At 37.7% G+C, this 17,176-nt stretch carries 12 protein-coding genes; 2 read left to right on the top strand and 10 right to left on the bottom strand.

The features are described 5' to 3' along the window. Positions 1-143: 143 nt before the first annotated feature. The 10 genes from mqo to ACQY44_RS06120 all read right to left on the bottom strand — a co-directional run bounded on the left by mqo (position 144) and on the right by ACQY44_RS06120 (position 13,601). Positions 144-1,739 (bottom strand): malate dehydrogenase (quinone), encoded by a 1,596-nt coding sequence (gene mqo / locus ACQY44_RS06165; RefSeq protein ID WP_428229520.1) that lies wholly within the window; start codon positions 1,737-1,739, stop codon positions 144-146. After that, entirely contained in the window at positions 1,736-1,990 is a 255-nt protein-coding gene (locus ACQY44_RS06160) for a hypothetical protein (RefSeq protein WP_428229519.1), read from the bottom strand. Before ACQY44_RS06160 ends, mqo begins: the two co-directional genes overlap by 4 nt. A 581-nt stretch (positions 1,991-2,571) precedes the next feature. Continuing rightward, positions 2,572-3,981 (bottom strand): efflux transporter outer membrane subunit, encoded by a 1,410-nt coding sequence (locus ACQY44_RS06155; RefSeq protein ID WP_428229518.1) that lies wholly within the window; start codon positions 3,979-3,981, stop codon positions 2,572-2,574. After that, positions 3,981-7,133 (bottom strand): efflux RND transporter permease subunit, encoded by a 3,153-nt coding sequence (locus ACQY44_RS06150; RefSeq protein WP_428229517.1) that lies wholly within the window; start codon positions 7,131-7,133, stop codon positions 3,981-3,983. The genes ACQY44_RS06155 and ACQY44_RS06150 overlap by 1 nt, the downstream gene beginning before the upstream one ends. Positions 7,134-7,165: 32 nt before the next feature. Continuing rightward, positions 7,166-8,305 (bottom strand): efflux RND transporter periplasmic adaptor subunit, encoded by a 1,140-nt coding sequence (locus ACQY44_RS06145; RefSeq protein ID WP_428229516.1) that lies wholly within the window; start codon positions 8,303-8,305, stop codon positions 7,166-7,168. A gap of 170 nt (positions 8,306-8,475) precedes the next feature. Continuing rightward, the gene (locus ACQY44_RS06140) at positions 8,476-9,552 is read right to left on the bottom strand and encodes an adenylate/guanylate cyclase domain-containing protein (RefSeq protein ID WP_428229515.1); all 1,077 of its coding nucleotides are present in this window, start codon (positions 9,550-9,552) and stop codon (positions 8,476-8,478) included. A 171-nt stretch (positions 9,553-9,723) separates the two neighbouring features. Then, the gene (locus ACQY44_RS06135; protein ID WP_428229514.1) at positions 9,724-10,479 is read right to left on the bottom strand and encodes a LytR/AlgR family response regulator transcription factor; all 756 of its coding nucleotides are present in this window, start codon (positions 10,477-10,479) and stop codon (positions 9,724-9,726) included. Positions 10,480-10,483: 4 nt separating this feature from the next. After that, complete coding sequence (locus tag ACQY44_RS06130) at positions 10,484-11,557, bottom strand: sensor histidine kinase (protein ID WP_428229513.1); 1,074 nt, start codon at positions 11,555-11,557, stop codon at positions 10,484-10,486. An 83-nt stretch (positions 11,558-11,640) separates the two neighbouring features. Continuing rightward, entirely contained in the window at positions 11,641-12,690 is a 1,050-nt protein-coding gene (locus ACQY44_RS06125; RefSeq protein ID WP_428229512.1) for a 3-oxoacyl-ACP synthase III family protein, read from the bottom strand. A gap of 77 nt (positions 12,691-12,767) precedes the next feature. Then, positions 12,768-13,601: a universal stress protein gene (locus ACQY44_RS06120; protein WP_428229511.1), complete on the bottom strand. Its 834-nt coding sequence runs from the start codon at positions 13,599-13,601 to the stop codon at positions 12,768-12,770. A gap of 266 nt (positions 13,602-13,867) precedes the next feature. On the opposite strand from ACQY44_RS06120, the gene ACQY44_RS06115 reads away from it, so the two are divergent. Both ACQY44_RS06115 and ACQY44_RS06110 read left to right on the top strand, forming a co-directional pair. Further along, a complete protein-coding gene (locus ACQY44_RS06115) occupies positions 13,868-16,252 on the top strand; it encodes a TonB-dependent receptor domain-containing protein (protein ID WP_428229510.1) in 2,385 nt (794 codons plus the stop codon). Between the two features lie 66 nt (positions 16,253-16,318). Next, positions 16,319-17,056 (top strand): hypothetical protein, encoded by a 738-nt coding sequence (locus tag ACQY44_RS06110; RefSeq protein ID WP_428229509.1) that lies wholly within the window; start codon positions 16,319-16,321, stop codon positions 17,054-17,056. Positions 17,057-17,176 lie beyond the last annotated feature (120 nt).

Genomic DNA, 17,176 nt, shown 5'->3' with positions numbered 1-17,176 from the left:
TTTAAGGGCTATCTTAAAATTGCAGCTCGCTCCTCCGTTACTATTGCGCAGGATTTAAAAAAAATCCAATGCCGTAAGCTATTTCAGAAAACTTACAGCTTTGGATTTTTTTTTGGGTCTACCAGAATCGATCGCATTTATTACTAATTGACATCTTGTAATTTGATCGTACCCGGATGGATTTCTTTCCAGACAATTCCCAGTTTCTCACTGTTGTTTTTTCGTATCTGATTGGCCAAAGGAATATTCTCAGATAATTTTTGTCCGTAAGACGGAATCATTTCTTTAATTTTAGTTTGCCATTGTGGCGTTTCCAGTTTCTTTTTATAACACTTTTCAATTACCTTGAGCATGATCGAAACAGAAGTAGAAGCACCGGGAGAAGCGCCTAACAGAGCAGCAACACTCCCGTCTGAAGCGGTTACAACTTCGGTACCAAATTGCAATATTCCGCCTTGTGTGGTTTCATCGATTTTTATCACCTGAACTCTTTGACCGGCAATTTTAAGATCCCAGTCTTCCATTTTTGCTTTTGGAAAATATTCCCTAAGCGCTGCCAAACGTTGTTCCGGTGTTAACACCACTTGTTCGACCAAATATTTAGTGAGCGGCACATTGTCAAGTCCTGCTTCTAACATGGGTCTGATATTATAAAAATTAAAGGATGCCGGTAAATCTCCCCACGTACCGTTTTTAAGAAATTTAGATGAAAATCCTGCAAAAGGACCAAATAAGAGTTCTTTTTTTCCGTTGATGATGCGCGTATCAAGATGCGGAACTGACATGGGTGGTGAACCTACAGAAGCTTTTCCGTATACTTTTGCCTGATGTTGCGCTATTATTTCAGGATTATTACAAACCAGCCACTCTCCGCTTACCGGAAATCCGCCATACCCTTTTGCTTCCGGTATATGCGTTTTTTCAAGCAAAGGAAGTGTTGCTCCGCCCGCTCCGATAAAAACAAACCTGGCATCAATCGTTTTGGTTGTATTGGTTTGTAAATCCTTTACATAAACCTTCCAGGTTCCGTCACTATTTCTTTTAAAATTAGTTACCTCATGACGGAGTTCTAACTTCATTTTGCCGGATTTCAACAGATTCGAAGCCAATTCACTGGTCAATGCCCCATAATTGACATCAGTACCAATATCGATTTTAGTTGCCGCTACTTTTTGAGAAGGATCACGCCCCTCCATTACAAGCGGAATCCAGTTTTTGATCTGTTTCTGATCATCAGAAAATTCCATTCCGGTAAAAAGGGGTTCTTTTTGTAAAGCCAAATATCTTTTTTTAAGGTATTTCACATTATCCTCGCCTATAACAAAACTCATGTGTGGCGTTGGATTGATAAATGTTTTTGGAGGTCCTATTTTTCCCTGAGCTACTAAATACGACCAGAATTGTTTTGAAACCTCAAAAGATTCATTAATCTCAACGGCTTTATGAGTATCAATTGTACCGTTACTAAGTTCCGGTGTATAGTTCAGTTCGCAAAGTGCTGAGTGTCCTGTTCCGGCATTGTTCCAGGCAGATGAGCTTTCTTTACCAACAGCATCGAGCCTTTCATAGGTAATGATAGACAATTTAGGATCAAGTTCGCTAAGCATATTGGCCAAAGTCACACTCATAATACCACCGCCCACCATCACAACATCGACGGTTTCTTCGGGATTACTTTTTTTCTCTGTGCAGGATCCTAAAATCAGGATGCACAACAAACAGCTTATACCCCTTTTCATTTTTGGCTGATTACAATTAGAATCGTGATGATTTTAGAAATCGAAAATAAAAACAAAAAAACGATCAATCCTGTCAAAAAACTAAAGGCCGGCAAAATCCAACCTCCAATACCCCGGGGTGTCAATAAAAGATAAAGAGTTCCTATCAAAGCACCTAATCCGATAAGATAGGATAAAAACAAAAATACCGAAGCTAATATTTTTAATGTTTTTTGTTGTTTCAAAATGTCAGCAGAAGTAAGAGTAGTCATAGTTATATTTTTATAAGTTATTAATAATAAACCATTTAAATCATTCTAAAGGTAAAAAAAATATTTCACTATTTCTTACAAAAAACAGTAACCAATACCTCTTCATTCAACTTCTTTTCAACTTTTTAGTTCAATAATCTCACAAGCTTTTTTCGATTGCTTCTCTTCTGCCGCTATTAATTCTAACTTTGCTACAATTCTGGCAAGACTATCTTCTAAAGAAATTCTGCCGTCACGCCATTCTTTTGTATAGGAATCTTTTTTAATTTGTAAAATAAAAATACCCGTATGAACATAATCAGCAGTATCCTAAGCACTTTTTAATGGCATTCTTTTTAAAACTTCTCTTAAATTAAGATCAATTTTAACTTGTTCCTTCATGAAAATGAGACCGGTTTTATCAGCATCCTGTTGGAAACCATGCCCCCCGGTATTCTAATAGTTTGATCAGAACATCCATAAATTTTAAAGCGCGAGTTCTATTTTGAGGCGTAACATTCCTATACGTTGTGCGTTTAAAACTAAAAAATCACCACCTGTACGGCAATTTGTACAGATGATGAATTATTTAAAAATCAAGCTTATTCTACCCCGCCACCTAAGGCACGATATAAATTTATTCCTGCATTTAGTTTTTCTAATTTTATAGCCACAACATCAAGTTCATTTTGCAATGCGCTGTTTTGTGCTGTAATGACTTCCAGATAATTCGCCATTCCGCTTTTGTAGAGCAAATTGGCGTCTGTTGTTGCTTTTTCCAGGGAAACTGCTTTTTCATTGGCCAGTACCATACGTTCATCAGCATATTTTGCTTTAGACATCGCATCAGACACTTCACCAACGGCCACAATAAAAGATTGTTTGAACTGTACCACTGCCTTTTCCTGTTCCAGAACTGCAATTTCGTAAGCCGTTCTCAATTGACGTTTTTTAAAGATGGGCTGTACCAAATTGGCCGCTAAGGTTTTGGTTACCGAGCCCGGAAAATTAAACCAGGTATCAAATTCAAAAGAATTGATCCCAATTGACGGACTCAGACTCAGCGTTGGATACATCGTCGCTTTTGCAAGTCCGGTTTTAGCATTGGCAGACATAACGGCATATTCAGCAGCTTTAACATCCGGTCTTCTGCTTAAAAGTGAAGCCGGAATGCCTGATGGTAAAACAACATCAAATTCTTCGACGTCCAGATTTCCGGAACGTTTGATACTATCAGGATACTCACCACATAAAATTTGTAATGCATTTTCCTGAACCGCTATATTTGCCTTTGCTAAAGGAACCAACAATTCTGCTGTTTTCTTTTGGGCTTCTGTCTGGTAAACCCCTAAAGAACTAACTGATCCTGAATTGTACTGCAATTTCATCATGTTCAGCGTACTATTGCTCAGGTCAATATTTTTTTGTGCAATTTTAAGCTGCTCATCCAATCCCAAAAGATTATAATAAGACTGCGCCACCTGAACAATAATTCTGGTTTTCAGGGCCGAAAGATTTTCTTTTTGAGCAAAATAACCTGCTTTGGTCTCTCTTTTTTGCATCGCTGCTTTTCCCCAGATATCTACTTCCCAGGACATTCGAAGATTGGCACTATAATCGTCCAGATAATCTTTTTGAGTAAATTGTGCACTCAAAGAACCGTTTAATGAGTTCTTAGACTGATAAGAACGACTGGCACCGGCATCAAAATCTAATGTGGGCAGCAACGATAATCTCGCCTGTTTGTAGGTAAGATCAAGTTGTTCCATGCTTTTTATTGCAACCAACACCTCGTTGTTTTTAACGAGGGCTTTTTCGATTAACTCCACCAGTAAGGGATCTTTATAATAATTTTTCCAGGGATGCAAGATAGTATCTGCGGTAACCGCTACTGCTTCACGATAGCTGGAAGGAGCCTTTAGATCTGTACGGGTATATTTCTTCCCTACCACGCAGGATGTCAACAAAAAACCTGCGAATAAAGAAACTCCAATAGTATATAATACTTTCATTATTCTTCTTTTATAGTTTGAATTACAATCTTCTTACCTGATACTTTTTCCTGCAAATACTGGAAGAGTATAAAAAGTAACGGAATTACAAAAACTCCTAAAACCACTCCGCTCAACATTCCAATAGCAGCACTTACACTGATAGACCTGTTTCCTACAGCCGTACCTCCGGAGGCGAACATCAACGGAATCATTCCCACAATAAAAGCAAGAGAGGTCATGATGATAGGCCGTAATCTCGATCTTGCCCCTTCTATCGCTGCCTCAGTTATAGACAAACCGGCATAACGTCGCTGAAGGGCAAATTCTACAATAAGAATGGCATTTTTAGCCAATAACCCGACCAGCATGATTAATCCCACCTGAACGTAAATATTATTGTCTAATCCTACCGCTTTAACTCCTGCAAACGCTCCTAAAATTCCTGTTGGGATCGAAAGCAATACGGCAAGAGGCAATAAGTAGCTTTCGTACTGGGCAGCCAGTAAAAAGAAAACAAAAAGAAGACATAACCCAAATATCGCAATGGTCTGATTGCCTCCCATTTTTTCCTCAAGACTCAATCCTGTCCATTCGTAACTGTAATCAGACGGAAGTTTATCCAGCACTGTTTCCAGATTTCCCATAATTTGTCCGTTGCTGAATCCAGGTAATGCTACTGCGGTAATATTAACCGAATTATAAAGGTTGTAACGGTTTACCGATTCAGGACCATACACCTTACGCAATTTGACAAGGGATTTTACAGGAACCATTTCCCTCTTGGCATTTCGAACGAATATTTCGTTGAAAGCTTCCTGATCTGTTCTGAAAATTCCATCCGCTTTTACATTCACTCTGTAAAATTTTCCAAATCTTGAAAAATCTGCCGACTGATCTCCGGCAAAATAAGTCTGGATATTGCTTAAAAGTTCCCGAACATTCACGCCCATCTGACTCGCTTTTTCTTCATCAACTTCTAATTCAAGTTGCGGATAATCTGCTCTGAAAGTAGTATACGCATATTGCACTCCGGGTTGTTGCATAATTTGTCCGATTACTTTATCGGCCATTGCTTTTAATGTTGCCGGATCACGGGCTGTTCTATCCTGAAGCACTATTTCGGCTCCACTGGTTACACCAAAACCTTCTACCGGAGGCATTCTCAGTACCATGATAGAACCTTCTTTTATAACAGCTAATTTGCCATTTACCAGATTCATTACTTCATCAATATCTTTTACTGCCCCTCTTTCCTTTTTAGGTTTTAGTTTTATAAACCCCAATCCGTAAGCGGTACTGGCACTGTTACTTAAAATATTAAAACCTGTAATACTGGTATTGACATCAATGGCTTCTATCGTCGAAAGTTCTTTTTCCATTCTCTGGATTACTGCTGTCGTACGATCTAAAGCGGTACCAGGAGGCATTGACAAACTGTAAAGCATAAATCCGTCATCTTCCATGGGTACAAAACTTTTTGGAGTAGACATCATCATGATAATGGCAATGGCACTTATTCCTAAAACCAAACCTCCTGCAAGCCATTTTCTACCAGTCAGAAAACGAACTCCCTTGATATATTTACCTGTTAAGTTGTCAAATCCCGAATTGAATCCGATGAAAAAACGTTCTTTAAATCCTGTTTTATGGTGCTCGCCTTCTTTTCCACTATGAACATTTTTAAGCAGAAGTGCACATAATGCAGGAGTAAGTGTCAAGGCATTTACAGCCGAAATAATAATGGCAATAGCCAGCGTATACGCAAATTGCTTATAGAAAATTCCTGATGATCCTGTCATGAAACCAATTGGGATAAATACGGCTGACATTACGAGTGTGATCGAAACCACAGCCCCTGTAATTTCCGCCATAGCACTGTGTGTCGCTTCTTTGGCCGTAAGACTGGAATCTTCTTCCATCTTACTGTGAACGGCTTCGACAACCACAATTGCATCATCAACCACAATACCAATCGCCAGAACCAAAGCAAAAAGCGTCAGAATGTTAATGGTGAATCCAAAAACAAGCAGGAAGAAAAAAGTTCCTACAATCGCCACCGGAACCGCAATGGCCGGAATAATCGTAGATCGAATGTCCTGAAGGAATATAAATACTACAATAAAAACCAGAATAAAAGCTTCAAACAAAGTAGATTTTACCTGTCCTGTTGCTTCATCCAATCTTTCTTTGGTACTCATTACATTGACATATTTAATGTCGGGAGGAAAAGATTTCGACAATCTTTCTACTTCCTTATTGATTCCAATTTCGATATCATTGGCATTTGAGCCTGATGTTTGCAAAATCGCCATCGTAACAGCGTTCTTTGAATTGGATCTGTTGTCACCGCTGTAAGAAATAGAACCAAATTCTACTCTGGCCACATCTTTAAGCCTTAAAATACTGTTACCATCGGTTTTAACGACGATATTTTCATATTGTTCGGGCTTGTTTTTCTTTCCTTTATATCGAATCACATATTCTAAAGCGGCTTTTGATTCTTCTCCTAGTTTTCCAGGAGCCGACTCTAAACTCTGATCTGCAATCGCCTGGGTAACATCTGATGGTACAAGACCTGCGTTGGCCATTTTTCGCGGATCCAGCCAAACGCGCATTGAATAATCTTTCTGCCCAAAAATCTGTACTTGCCCTACTCCCGGAACTCGTTTTATTTGCGGAACCAAATTGATGTTGGCATAATTTTGCAAAAATAATTCGTCGTACTTTTCATTATCTTCTGTATAAAGGTTGAAAATAACGATCATACTATTTTGTTGCTTCGAGGTCGTAAGTCCCATTCTGATTACTTCCTGCGGTAATTTCGGCGTTGCCTGCTGTACTCTGTTCTGTACATTTACGGCAGCCTGATCCGGATCGACGCCTTGTTTAAAAATGACACTGATCGAAAAAGATCCGTCATTACTGGCAGTAGATTTGATGTACTGCATATTTTCAACTCCGTTAATTTGTTCTTCTAACGGGGTTACCACAGAACGAATAACGGTTTCGCTATTTCCTCCGGGATAAGAACCACTTACCATTACGGTTGGCGGTGAAATATCCGGAAATCTCGTTACAGATAATCTTGTAAGACCTATGATACCCAATATCACCAACACAATGGAGATAACTGTAGCCAATACAGGCCTGTCTATTATTTTTTTTAACATGGAAAATGTTATTTTATATTAAAACCAAAAAATTATTTACTGCTTAGTGCTTTTGTGGCTACTTTGGGAACTACTTCCAGTTTGTCATAAAGCGCATCAATATTATTCAGCGCAATCTTATCGCCTGATTCTACGCCCGCTTTTACGAAATAATTTACACCTGCACTACCGGCAATTTCAATAGGAACCATGGCGACTTTGTTTTCCTTTTTTAGAATATAAACAAAGAACTTATCCTGAATGTCTTTTACACTCGCCATCGGAACCGTAATTACAGAGGATAAACTACTATTCAATACTACTCTGGCTGAACCACCGGAACGCAATTGTTTTTCAGGATTCGGAAAAATGGCTTTTAAAGCAATTGTTCCGGTAGTACGATCGATGTTACCACTCGCCACTTCCAGTTTTCCGGGATGTTCGTAAACGCTGCCATCCGCCAGGATAAGACTTACGGTTTGGTTTGATTTTGACTCTTTTGAAAAGGAGAGGTAATCCGATTCGCTCAAAGAGAAATAAACGAATACGGTGTTAATTTCCGAAAGAATGGTTAAAGGAACAGCATCTGTTGGCGTAACCAGATTACCAACACGATTAGGAATTCTGCTGATATAACCGCTTACCGGTGCTTTGATTAGAGAAAAATCGGCATTAAGCTGCGAAGATCCCAAAGCTGCCTTTGCCTGTGCAACCTGTGCCGAAGCTGCTTCATAATTGGCTTGGGCTGTTTTTAATTGCATATCAGAAAATACTTTTCCGTCTACAAGAGGTTTGATTTTTTCGACTTCAAGTTTAGCATTGGCAAGATTGGCCAGGGCATTTTTATAAGAAGCGCGGCTGTTGTTGACTTGTTCTTTAAAAACATCTCCTTTGATTTTAAACAAAGATTGTCCTTTGTTTACATAGTCGCCTTCTTTAACATAAATAGCTTCAAGATAGCCTGAAACCTGCGCTTTTATATCTACATTGACGGTACCTTCAATAATACCCGGATATTTTTTTTCTACTTCACCTGTGATTGCTTTAGCCTGAAAAAAATCGACTTCAGGTTTTGGAGGAGCTAAAGCCTCCGAGCCCGGACCACTTTTACCACATGAAGAAAAGCTAATGATAATCAATAAAACTACCATTTTGCTGAGTGTTTTATTATTTTGAAAAAACTGTTGTGTCATTGTATTTCACTTTAATGAATAGATAGGATATAACAACAAAATAACAACCCAAAACCCTCTTTCATCTGGGGAAATTTACCCAAACGTATTTTTTTGAGACTGAAACGAACAATAGTACAACTGAGAAAAACGGCGTGCTCAGGCTACCTCGAAAGATGTATTTCTAAAGTTCAACAACAGGATTTGTAAATGGTAACAGGTCTTTTTTTACCACGTAAAACGGTTGTTTCAATTGCGGTAAAATAATTCTGATCTAAAGAAGATAACTGTTCAAAAAACGACTGTGTAATCAGAAGATTCGCCTGATAATCACTGCACAGATCAAGAACGCGTGCCGCTGTACTGAGCACATCTCCATGGTACGCAATCTCAGTCTTGATCTGTCCAATTTCGGCAACGGTTACAAGACCTTCATTTATGGAGGCCTTAAACTTGGGGACAAAACCAAATTGGTCGCGATAAAAATCATTTTTTTCTAATAATCTAACACCAAAAGATTCATAAAGTCTGATACATTGCTGTCTGTTAAAACCTTGTTGCACTTTCCAGCTCAATATGACCTCGTCACCCACATACTGGCAGACTTCGGCATCATAATCAGGTAAAGTTTCTGCTAAATCTGCAAAACATTCCTGCAATAAAAAACTGTGGCTATAATCCTTTGTTTGTTCTGTATCCGTTGGTGAAACAGATAACTCCAAAAACATAAAAATTCTATATTCTACAATGGGAATCCTATAATTGCCACGCAAAAGATTTATAAAATACCTGTTGCCCAATCTTCGGCGAAAGGCTTGCAATAAGGTAAAAACAATATGAACGATCCAGCAATAAAGAGCAAAACAGATCAGCCATTTTAGATCTGTCTGAAGTGCAAACCAATTACTAATTGTAATGTAATGCGCTTTATTCAGTGCTATGACAGTCAAAAGAATACTAAAACTGATCGCTACAAATAAAAAACTCCGCAGTAAAGTCTTCCTCAACATTCCGTAACGGCGAAAAAAGCGGGGATACACCAATTCCTGTACAAGAAACAGAATGGTTCCCATACTTACTCCAACAATTAAGGCTACGGTAAGTTCTGACAGTAAAAAATCGTTACAATCAATTCCGTAAATTAGAAAAAAAGAATCATCGATCATGCTGTACGTCATGAAGCCATAAAACAAAAAGGCAACAATCCATAATACTACAAGCTGCAGATATTCTTTAAGCTTTAAAAATGTTTTAAGGGCGTATTTCATTAAACATAATTTTGATGTCATCCGAACCAAAAAAATGGAGATTCGAAAAATGTGGATGCAACAAAATTAAAACGAGAGTTCCTGAAAATTCAGATAAATATGACCCAAACCGCGATTAAACGACCCCAATAGTAGGTAACGACTTCTAAAATGAATTTATAAAATTTCTTTTTAGCGATCCATCCACTGCTTAAAAAAAGGTGCTTTTTCTCTGCTGATGATCACTTCGCGCTCAGGATCAGACTTAAGCTGAATCTTGAGTTTGGCATTAAAATAATTGGCAATTGCTTTTATGCTTTCGGCACGAATAAAAAACTGCCTGTTGGCCCTGAAAAAAACATCAGGATCCAGTTCGTCCTCGAGTTCTTCCATCGTTTGGGGAATTGGTATTGTGGTTCCGTTTTTAAGAAAAAGATGCGAGGTTTTGAATTCTGAATATACGAAATCAATATCAGCAACATCAACACTTTTGTATCCATCCCGATACGTTACCAGAAAACGTACCCGAAAAGAAGTTTTATTCAGGAATCTTTTTAGAATTCCGGCAATATCCTCGGTATTGTGCTGGACTTTTGCTACGGATTTAAATTTCGTTAAGGCCTGTTCAAGTTCATTTTTCTCGATTGGCTTCATGATATAATCGATACTGTTGACCTTAAAAGCCCGCACTGCATACTCATCATAAGCAGTTGTGAATATGATGGGACAGGTGATTTTTACAGCTTCAAAAATTGAAAAGCTAATACCGTCGGCCAATCGAATATCCATTGTAATCAAATCAGGCATTTCATTCGCATTCAGCCATTTTACGGCCCCTTGAACAGTATCTATTATTTCCAGAATTTTGCAATCCGGCTCTAATTCTTCCAACAATCTTTTAAGGCGGTTAGCATTGATGCTTTCGTCCTCTATAATTAAAATTTTCATAATACTAAATTAAAGGAAGCCGTACACAATAACATCCATTAGATTCTGAAAAAACGGGCATTCGATCAAATAAAATTTTATACCTAAACTCGATATTTTTATTTCCAACCCCTGTAGATGTAAAGTTTTTACCCGATGTTGGCTGCAAATTATTGCGTACAACAAGATCTCCCACGTCAGAATAAATAGAAATCACAAGCGGATTTTCCAGGGTTGCACTGTTATGCTTCACTGCATTTTCGACCAGTAATTGCAATGTTAAAGGTGGTAAATGAAGATCCAGACAGCTCATGTCTATTTGGAGTTTTAGCGTTACTTTGTCGCCCAGACGCTTTTTTAAAAGATAAAAATAAGCATTCAGAAATTCTATCTCTTCTCTAACGGTGATGGTATCTTTATTAAAATTAGAAATCATATAACGATACACTCGTGTAATATTCTCGAGAAATGAAGCGGCAGATTGCTGGTCTTCATGAATTAACTCAGTTAGTGTACTGAAATTATTAAAGATAAAATGCGGATCCAGCTGCAGTTTTAAGGATTCTAATTCTGAGCGGGTTACAGCCTCCTGCAATTGAGAGGCTTTAATTTTTAACTCCGCGGCTTCTTCAGAAGTTACACGCCAGCGGTTAAGCAAAAAGATACTGGTATGAATAAAACTTATAAAAAGAGATAATATGGCAGCCATTAAATTGGACTGCCATATTTGTACTAGTTCGTATTCTTTTAATGGCGTGTACGGACAAAACTGGTACCACAAATAGGAAAAAGAATAATTTAAAAGAATATTTCCAACAATAAGAAATATAAATTGTGCAAAAGCCCTGAAAATTGGTTTCTGCTCCCAACTAATCCAATAATTCAGGCTGCGTCCTACAAAAAGACTTAATTCTGTCAGTACAGCGCAATACACTAAAATGATAGAGATATCAAATGTCCAGGTCCAGTCTAATACTAATAAAGTGTTTTGTTTAAAATCCTGATAGGGATTCAAAAAATAGTAAGACGATAAATAGATCAGAAAAACAACAGGTATAACAATGATTCTATAGTATTTATAGAAAAAATTCTTCCCCACAGTTTTATTTTGCACATTTGACCTCATAGGCTAATAGATAACATTTAGTGGATTAAGAAAGCGATACAACCTGGTTGATGTTCTTAATGATACATCAAATCCTGTTTTAGTTGTTGACCGGTTGTTGACGATTTTTCTGCTTTACGATCTCTCATAACTCCCCATTTTATACAAGTCGCACCCCAGGAAAAACCAGCTCCAAAAGTGGTAATCAATATGTTTTGACCTTCTTTAAAATCGTCCTTAAAATCCCAAAGACACAACGGAATGGTTGCCGAGGTTGTATTACCGTATTTATCTATATTTACTTTAACCTTTTCAATACCAATATTCAAATGTTCGCTCACTGATTTGATAATTCTCAGATTGGCCTGATGTGGCACAACCCAATCAATATCTTCTACAGTCAAGTCATTACTGGCCAAAGCGGCCTGAGAAACACTGGTCATCGATTCTACTGCTTTTTTAAAGACAAAAGAACCCTCTTGTTTGATAAAATGCTCTCTGTGCAAGATACTTTGCATACTTGCAGGTACTTTAGAGCCTCCAGCTGGCACTAAAAGTGATGATGTACCGCTACCGTCTGTGCGAAGAATACTTTTCATCATTCCGTAATCCAATTCTGTTTTCTCTAAAAGAACAGCTCCTGCTCCATCACCAAAAAGAATACAGGTATTGCGGTCTTCGTAATCTACAATAGAACTCATTGTATCTGCTCCCACTACCATGACTTTTTTGTAACGGCCACTTTCGATCATCGTTGTTGCCATTTCCAGTGCATACAAAAAGCCACTACAAGCACCGTTAAGATCGAACCCGAAGGCATTTGTAAATCCGCTCAACTCGCATACCTTACTAGCTGTTGGAGTCAAAAGATGATCCGGCGTTGCAGTTGCCAACACTAAACCATCAATTTCTAAGCGATCTACCTCATACGTTTCTAATAAATTTTCAATTGCAGCACTGGCAAGATCCGAAGTTCCCAGATTTTCATCGGTAGCCAATCTTCTCTCTCTTATTCCTGTTCTTTTTATTATCCAGTCTTCAGTTGTCTCAACCATTCTTGAAATCATCTCATTACTTAGTATAGAATTTGGTACAAAGCCACCTATAGCTGTAATTGTTGCCTTCATTTTTATTTTGTTTTTGTTATTTTGATCTTTTTTGAATGCGGTTTTTTTTAGTATAAAAAACACACTGCAAAATAACGTCAGAAATTTGGAAAAGACAAGAGCGGCACGTCTAAACCTGCAGCCATAATTCGTGTTTTGCTTTTATGTACCAAAGAATCCCAAAAACCATACTTTTGTGGGGCCATTACCAAAATATCCGCACCATAATTGTTAATTTCTTTCTTTATCTCATTTATTACTGCATTTGATTTAACAGTCTTATACAGATATTTTACCTCCTGGAACTCTTCTTCGAGTGTAGAATTCAATAATAACCTCTCTTGTTCCTGCTTTAGACCATCCATTTTTTCGTCTACACTAAAAAATTCTACCTCTGCACCAAGATTCCCCACAATGTCTCTTAACCACGTAAATCTTTTTATAGAGGAGAAACTTAAAGTATCACAAGCGTAAAGTATTTTTTTTATATTTTGAAAGCGGGCCTTTAGAGGAACAGCCAATACCGGTGTGTGTAAATTTTTGATTACGGATGTAGTAGAGTTTCCCATTAACTCCTGTTCAAAAGAGCGCTCTGCCATTCCCATCACTAAAAGTTCTGCTTTACTATCATCAATTAAGAGCGAAAGTTCTTCTTCTAAAAAAGAATAACTGCAAAAACAACTTACCTCAATATTAAAAAGATGTGCAAGGTCCCGCCCTAAAGCATTAAGCCTTTCCGTCGCTTTATCTAATTGTCTTTGCATGGCCTCTCCTGTAATATGAGAATTGGCACTATGAATGCTCAGCGTAAAAGAATTGAAAAGAATAAGTTTTGCATTTGAACTTTTTGCAAGTCCCGCAGCATAAGTAACTGCATTATTTGCAATAGCAGAAAAATTTGTGGCTGCTATTATCGTAGGATGTAAATTCATAAAAAATCAATTAAGCAATTATTCTCGTAAAATTGCTTAATTAACAATTTCAGTGATGTATAAAAAGAACCGTACAATCATTTTTTCGTTCTCAAACGTAGTATTTGGCTTCTGAAAATAATCTGTTCTATGCCTGTAAAATTTTCGTCTATGCTGATCAATGTTAAATTTTTCAATTCATTACTATTTAAAACCCTTTATTAAGATCAATTCTAAATAATTGTTTATTTTTGCCGCACTTGAATAAACACCTTTATCTTAAATTTATGCACCATTTTTTGCGCTGTTTTCTAGTAATAATCATACTAACAAACATAAATACTGCTTATGCCCAAACTACGGGTACCATTTCGGGACAAATAAAACTTGTTGACGGACAACCTTTTGCCTCTGCTCCGGTTTCGATTGTAGAATTGAACAAATCGACACTTACCGATGAAAAAGGGAATTATAATTTTAAAAACATTCCTGCCGGAAACTATCATATCATGATACAGGTTTTGGGCTCTGCGGAACAAATCATTGAAGCCACTGTCGTTTCAGGACAAATTACAACTACTGATTATCAGCTTCCTAAAGAAAATGTTATGGCGTTGCAAGAAGTCACTGTCTCGGGAAATGTGAATCGATTTTCTAAAAAAGAAAGTAAATATGTAGCTCGCTTACCACTGAAAAATCTTGAAAACCCCCAGGTTTACAATACTGTTCCTAAAGAACTTATACAAGAACAATCTGTAGTTGATTTGGGAAGTGTTTCAAAAAACGTACCGGGTGCCGGTATACCCATGATTGCCAATCAGGGACGTGTCACTTTTCGTTCCCGTGGTTTCGAAACAGAACCGAATGCACGAAATGGTGTAGCCGGACAAGCTTTTTCTTCTATTGATCCTGTCAATCTGGAACGCGTTGAAGCCATCAAAGGGCCATCGGCAACACTTTTTGGATCAAGTGTTTCCAGCAGTTATGGCGGCGTTTACAACCGTGTAACCAAAAAACCTTATAACGATTTTGGCGGTGAAATCGCCTACGTTGGCGGAAGTTATAATTTTAATCGTCTTACTGTAGATGTCAATACCCCCGTAAATGAAGATAAAACTGCATTATTTCGTCTGAATGGAGCCACTACACAACAAAAAAGCTTTCAGGATCTTGGCTTTAGCAAAAACATCAGTATAGCGCCAAGCTTCTCATACCAGATTACGGATAAATTATCTCTTTTACTGGATGTTGAATTCGGTCAGGAAGAAGGAACATCCGTAGTACGTTTCAATCCTTACAATAAAAGCAATACAACCCGATCTATCGTAGATATTGCTTTTCCTTATAAGAGAACTTTCATGAGTAATGATTTGGTTTACAATACTCAAATGCTGAATATCTTCGGACAAATTAATTATAAAATATCCGAAGAATGGACTTCACAAACTATTTTCTCCAGAGCACGTTCTACGATAGACGGTAACATCACAGCCATTAATGCATTGAGTGATACTACCGCGCGTGTTCAGGTCATAACCGGAAACACAAACTTTATCGCGACAGATATTCAACAAAATTTCATTGGTGATTTTAAAATAGGAAAGTTCAGAAACCGCATGGTTGCGGGCTTGGATTATTACAACAATTACAATGATTTTGACCGGTTAACCATCAATACTGATACGTTTGATTTTGTAAATCCTCCTGCAAACTCCGGTACTAACCTGCAAATCGTAAATTCGATGGCCCAGGCAGGAAAAGGGACATTACGAAAAGAAAAGAACAGGGACAATACGTATGCTGTTTATGTATCTGATGTATTTAATATCACAGACCGATTGCTAACGATGCTAAGTTTACGTGTAGATCGTTACGAATATTTGGGTGTTTACAACATTGCAACCGGTGTAACAGCTGGCGGACTTGGTGCCAACGGTACTTCTGCAGGTCCTTATAACCAAACTTCACTGTCTCAAAAACTAGGTGCAGTTTACGAATTAAGTAAAGATCATTTGTCATTGTTTACGAATTATATGAATGGTTTCCTGAACAAAAGTGGGCAAGCGCTGGATGGTACGGCATTTAAACCGGAACATGCCAATCAGTTGGAATTTGGTGTAAAAGGGGATGTTTTTAATCATCGTCTGGTGGGTACACTTAGTTATTACGACATACAAGTGGCTAATTCATTACGACCGGATCCAACGGATACTAATTATTCTATACAAGACGGGACACAACAAAGCCGTGGTTTTGAAGCTGAATTTACAGCCAATCCATTCTCAGGTTTTAACGTAGTTGCGGGATATGCTTATAATGATAGTAAGTATACAAAAGCGGATCCTACTGTCAATGGCTTACGTCCTGCCCTTTCAGGCCCGGCAACTACAGTAAATTTCTGGTTGAGTTATCGTATTCCTGAAGGTAAATTTCAAGGCTTAGGCGCTGGTTTTGGTGGTAATTATGGTACTATATCGTATGTTATTAATACACAAACCACTAAAGTAACAATCCCTGAATATACTATGCTTGATGCTGCTTTATACTATGATCAGCCTAAATACAGAATAAGTTTTAAAGTAAACAACCTTACCAGCGAAAAAGCATGGAACGTGAGACTTACTCCTCAAATGCCTGCGCAATTTTTAGGTAGTTTTGCCCTGAAATTCTAAGCTTGTATTTTTTTTAACTGAAAAAGAAAAGCTGTTATTAGAATCAAACAAAAGAAAATTACCCATATGAAAAACAAACGTTTAGCCCAGTTCTACATCACATTATGTTTGTGCCTGATTACTTCTGCTCCCGTAATGGCAAGCGCCTATTGGATCGACGTAAAAGGTTCCGGTAAAATAAATGAACCTGTAAAAATAGAATTGTATTATGGGAGTATGGATGAATTTGGGTTTAGACACAGAGATACCGGCAAGGAACTTCTATTAGCGGGTGACTTTCAAATTCGTATTGTTGATGCCAAAGGCAACGAACAATTACTTGATCTCACTATGCAAAAAGACCACTGGCTGGCTGTTTTTACACCAAAAAATGAAGGTCAGTACAGGATTATCGGAATTAATGATCAACACCCGGTTATAGACCGCTCTGCATCAAAAGGTGAAAATGTTCTGCCTATTGATTATATATCGGCTGTTTATGCCGTTGGTACTTTAGTTGAAACCAATAGTAATCCTTTACAAATACTGGATATTATAGCCATTATAAAGGACAAGAAAGTACTCGTAAAAGCATTTTTTGAAGACAAACCCTCGAAAACAGGCACAAAAATTCGTGTTTTTAATCCTGAAAACTGGGAAAAAGAAATTATACTCGATAAAAATGGCGAGGCGGTATTTTATACTACTATGAAAGGGCTGTATATTATTCGGCAAGATTGGGTTGAACCTGTTTCAGGGGAATACAAGCAGGTTAAGTATAATAGTAAACGCTATCGTTGCAATTATTATTTATTAGAAAAATAGAACTCTTTTTTTAAATATGAAAAAGCCATTCGAAGAATAATTCGGAATGGCTTTTTTTGTAGCATTTTGTCACTACAAAAAACTTTTACAGCAGAGAGCACCAGGCTTGACGCAGAGTTC

Origin of the sequence: Flavobacterium sp. (genome assembly GCF_965277525.1) — a bacterium.
Lineage (GTDB): Bacteria > Bacteroidota > Bacteroidia > Flavobacteriales > Flavobacteriaceae > Flavobacterium.
This window is presented reverse-complemented; position numbering and strand designations above follow the sequence as displayed.

What these genes read in the sequence shown, in the direction of transcription:
- ACQY44_RS06155 (WP_428229518.1), bottom strand. Translation starts at nt 3,981, where the DNA reads ATGAAAGTATTATATACTATTGGAGTTTCTTTATTCGCAGGTTTTTTG.
- mqo (WP_428229520.1), bottom strand. Translation starts at nt 1,739, where the DNA reads ATGAAAAGGGGTATAAGCTGTTTGTTGTGCATCCTGATTTTAGGATCC.
- ACQY44_RS06125 (WP_428229512.1), bottom strand. Translation starts at nt 12,690, where the DNA reads ATGAAGGCAACAATTACAGCTATAGGTGGCTTTGTACCAAATTCTATA.
- ACQY44_RS06160 (WP_428229519.1), bottom strand. Translation starts at nt 1,990, where the DNA reads ATGACTACTCTTACTTCTGCTGACATTTTGAAACAACAAAAAACATTA.
- ACQY44_RS06110 (WP_428229509.1), top strand. Translation starts at nt 16,319, where the DNA reads ATGAAAAACAAACGTTTAGCCCAGTTCTACATCACATTATGTTTGTGC.
- ACQY44_RS06145 (WP_428229516.1), bottom strand. Translation starts at nt 8,305, where the DNA reads ATGACACAACAGTTTTTTCAAAATAATAAAACACTCAGCAAAATGGTA.
- ACQY44_RS06140 (WP_428229515.1), bottom strand. Translation starts at nt 9,552, where the DNA reads ATGAAATACGCCCTTAAAACATTTTTAAAGCTTAAAGAATATCTGCAG.
- ACQY44_RS06120 (WP_428229511.1), bottom strand. Translation starts at nt 13,601, where the DNA reads ATGAATTTACATCCTACGATAATAGCAGCCACAAATTTTTCTGCTATT.
- ACQY44_RS06135 (WP_428229514.1), bottom strand. Translation starts at nt 10,479, where the DNA reads ATGAAAATTTTAATTATAGAGGACGAAAGCATCAATGCTAACCGCCTT.
- ACQY44_RS06115 (WP_428229510.1), top strand. Translation starts at nt 13,868, where the DNA reads ATGCACCATTTTTTGCGCTGTTTTCTAGTAATAATCATACTAACAAAC.
- ACQY44_RS06150 (WP_428229517.1), bottom strand. Translation starts at nt 7,133, where the DNA reads ATGTTAAAAAAAATAATAGACAGGCCTGTATTGGCTACAGTTATCTCC.